Annotated in this window: 3 protein-coding genes; 1 reads left to right on the forward strand and 2 read right to left on the reverse strand. The window is 78.3% G+C overall.

Annotated features, from left to right (window positions below; all coding sequences use genetic code 11):
• Positions 1 to 42 precede the first annotated feature (42 nt).
• Positions 43 to 1,539 carry an FGGY-family carbohydrate kinase gene (locus GTR02_RS24755; protein WP_166609339.1) on the reverse strand — a complete coding sequence of 499 codons (1,497 nt, stop codon included), beginning with the start codon at positions 1,537 to 1,539 and terminating at the stop codon, positions 43 to 45.
• Positions 1,536 to 2,321 (reverse strand): DeoR family transcriptional regulator, encoded by a 786-nt coding sequence (locus GTR02_RS20565; protein ID WP_166609340.1) that lies wholly within the window; start codon positions 2,319 to 2,321, stop codon positions 1,536 to 1,538. Before GTR02_RS20565 ends, GTR02_RS24755 begins: the two co-directional genes overlap by 4 nt.
• A gap of 162 nt (positions 2,322 to 2,483) precedes the next feature.
• Here GTR02_RS20565 and GTR02_RS20570 point away from each other — a divergent pair, with 162 nt between their 5' ends.
• Entirely contained in the window at positions 2,484 to 3,377 is an 894-nt protein-coding gene (locus tag GTR02_RS20570) for an alpha/beta hydrolase (protein ID WP_166609341.1), read from the forward strand.
• Positions 3,378 to 3,507: the final 130 nt, after the last annotated feature.

The raw sequence follows: 3,507 nt of genomic DNA on the forward strand, positions 1-3,507 counted from the left end.
GTGCGGGGGCGGGGGCGGGTGGATCGTCTCGCGGTCATGTCGTCACTCCGTCGTGAGTAGGACCGGAGGCGAGGACCGCCCCCGGGGCCGGTGGGCCGCGGCCTCGTCCCACGCGGGACGTTGCCGGGGTTCGACGGTGCGCACGGCGACCGTGGCGGCCACCGCGCGCCGGACGTCGTCCGCGCCGCCGAGCTCGCCGAGCGCGACGAGCTGGGCGCCGGCGTTGCCGAGCGCCGCGGCCTCGACCGGGCCGCGGCGCACGGGCAGTCCCGTCGCGTCGGCCGTGGCCTGCGCGAGCAGCTCGTGCTGGGCGCCGCCGCCCGTCACCGTGATCGAGGGAGCGCTGCGCCCCGTGACCCGCGCGAGGTCCCCGACCGTGCGGCGGTAGGACAGGGCGAGGGAGTCGACCACGCAGCGGGCGACCTCCCCGACGCTGCCGGGCACCGGTTCACCGTGGCGGGCGCAGTGCTCCCGCAGGCGCCGCGGCATGTCGTCCGGCGCGCGGAACTCCTCGTCCCCGAGGTCGACGAGGCTGCGCAGGGCCGGCGCCCCGGCGGCCAGCCGGGCGAGGTCGCCGTAGCCGAGCTGGAGGCCCTCGCGGGCCCACTGCCGGCGGCACTCCTGCAGGACCCACAACCCGTCGCCCGCGCGCAGCAGCTGCGTCGTGGCGCCGAAGCCCGTCTCGTTGGTCAGGCCCGCGGCGAACGTCTCGGGCGTCACGACGGGTGCCGCGAGCTCGACGCCCAGCAGGGACCACGTCCCGGAGGACAGGAACAGCCCGCCGGGGGCGTCGAGCGGCGTCGCGAGCACGGCGCTGGCCGTGTCGTGCCCGGCCGGCGCGACGACCCGCACCCCCGCGAGGCCGTCCGCGGCGGCGCCCCGGACGGGGCCGAGGTCGGTGCCGGCGTCGACGAGCTCGCCGAACAGCCTCTGCGGCAAGCCGAGGCGGCCGACGAGGTCGCGGGCCCAGCGCCGCGTGCGGGTGTCGAACAGGCCCGTGGTCGACGCCGCCGTGCGCTCGGTGGCGCTCGTCCCGGACAGCCGGTGGTGGAACAGGTCGGGCAGCATCAGGAGCCGGTGCCCCGCGGGCGCCCCCGCGGCGGCGTCGGCGAGCAGGGCGAACACCGAGTTGATCGCCATGACCGACGTCCCCGTCGCGGCGTGCAGCTCGGCCGCCGGGACCGTGCGCAGCAGCCGGTCCAGGGCCAAGGCCTGGCGCGGGTCGCGGTAGCAGGAGGGGTCGGCGAGCAGGCGCCCGCCGGCGTCGAGCACGCCGTGGTCGACGCCCCAGGTGTCCACGCCCACCGACGTCAGCGGCGTGCGCGCGCCGAGGAGGCGCAGGCCCTGCAGGACCTCGCGCCACAGCGCCTCGACGTCCCAGCGCAGCACGCCGCCCACGGCGCGCGCGCGGGTCGGGAAGCGCGCCGCGACCTCGGTGGAGAACCGCTCCCCGTCGAAGCCGACGGCCACGACGCGGCCGCTCTCCGCGCCGAGGTCGACCGCCGCGACCGTCGTGCGGGTGGTGCCCGCGGCGCTCACGAGGGTCCGCCCGTGGTGGGCACGACGTGCACGGGGACGCCCGCGGCCTCGATCTCCGCGACGGCGTCCGGGCCGGCGCCGTCGTCGGTCCACACCGCGGTGAGCCGGTCGAGGGGCACCGAGGCGTGCAGCGAGAACGCCCCGAACTTGGAGGAGTCGAGCAGGGCGTGCACCTGCCGGCACGGCCCGGCGAGGTACCGCTTGGCCTCGGCCTCCTCCAGGGCCAGGTCCATCACGCCGTGCGCCGCCGAGATCCCGTTGCCCGACAGGAACCCGTGGTCGATCCGCCCGCGGCCCGCGAGGACGTCACCCACGAGCCCGACGACGGACCGGGCGGCCCGGCGGACCGTGCCGCCCGGCAGCAGGACGCGCGCGTCGCTGCGCTCGGTGAACAGCGACGCGAGCGCCAGGCTGTTCGTCACGACGACGAGGCCGCGCCGCGGCAGCAGCTGCCGCGCGAGGTGGTGGCACGTGGTGGAGGAGTCCAGCGCGACGACGTCGCCGTCCCGGACGAGCGGGGCCACCGCCCGCGCGACGGCGTCCTTCTCGGAGCGCCGCCGGCGCATGCGCGCCTCGAAGGACCCCTCGTCGGTGCGGGCGGCGGCGACGGCGCCCCCGCGGACCCGGCGCAGGACCGAGCGCTGCTCCAGGGCCTGCAGGTCCTTGCGGACCGTGACGGGGGAGACGCCCAGCTTGGCGGCCAGGTCGGTGACGACGACCCGGCCGTGGTGGTCGAGCTCGCCGAGGATCGCCTGGGAGCGGGAGAACTCGTCCTCGGGCACCCGGCCCCCCGTCTGCGCCGACGCGAGCGGACCAGCGCCGGTCCGTGCTGCGAACGTAAGAGCGCCGAAACCGCGCCGTCAACCACCGCAACCACTTCGCAACCGGACCGGTGCCGCCACGGTGTCCGGACCGGATCGGCGGGAACGGTGCACGATGGAGTCATGAGCCGCTGGCGCCCGCCCGAGCCCACGACCGCCGTGGCCGAGGGGCCGCACGGCCCGGTGCCGCTGCGCGTCTACGCGGGGGGCTCCGCCACGGCCCTGCTGTGGTGCCACGGCGGGGGGTTCACCGCGGGCGACCTGACGATGCCCGAGGCGCACGGCGTCGCGACCGTCCTCGCCCACGAGGCCGGGGTGACCGTGGTGACCGTCGACTACCGCCTCGCCGGTCGCCGGTCCGGCCCGGGCGGTGCCGCGGTGCGCTGGCCCGTGCCCTCCGACGACGTCGTCGCCGCCTGGCGGTGGCTGCAGGCCTGGCGGCCGGGCGGTGCCACCCCCCGGCTCCACCTCGGCGGCGCGAGCGCGGGGGCCAACCTCGCCGCAGGGGCCGCCCTCCGGCTCGGCGCAGAGGACGGGCCGCGCTCGCTCCTGCTCGCGTACCCGACGCTGCACGTCGTCCAGCCGCCCCCCGGCGCCGAGCTCGCCGCGGCCGTCGCCGCCCTGCCGCCGGGGCAGCGCTTCGACCCGCCGCAGGTGCGGGGCATGTACGCGGAGCTGCTCGGCCCCGAGGTGCTGGGCGACGGCGGCGGGCTGGACGGCGGCGGGCTGGACGGCGGTGGGGCGACCGTGCCCGTCGAGGCCGTGCCGGGGACGGCGCCCCGGGACCGGCTGGCGACGCTGCCGCCCACGCTGGTCCTGCTCAGCGAGGTGGACGGGCTGCGCCCCTCCGGCGAGGCGTTCGTCGCGTCGCTCACCGAGGCCGGCGTCCCCGTGCGGCGCGAGCTCGAACCCGGCACCCTGCACGGCCACCTCGACACCCCGCAGCTGCCGGGGGCGGCCGCGAGCCTCGGCCGGATGGCGGGCTGGCTGTCGGGCGGCTGGTCCAGCGTGCGGTGAGACCTCACGGACGGCCCCGCCCGGACGTCTACCGGGTGTGGACGTGCTGAGCAGCCCGAGGACCCCCGGCCCCTCGACGGCGGGACCGACGAGGGGCCGGGGGTCCTCGGGCTGCTCAGCACGTCCACAC

Source organism: Kineococcus siccus, assembly GCF_009906795.1.
Lineage (GTDB): Bacteria > Actinomycetota > Actinomycetes > Actinomycetales > Kineococcaceae > Kineococcus > Kineococcus siccus.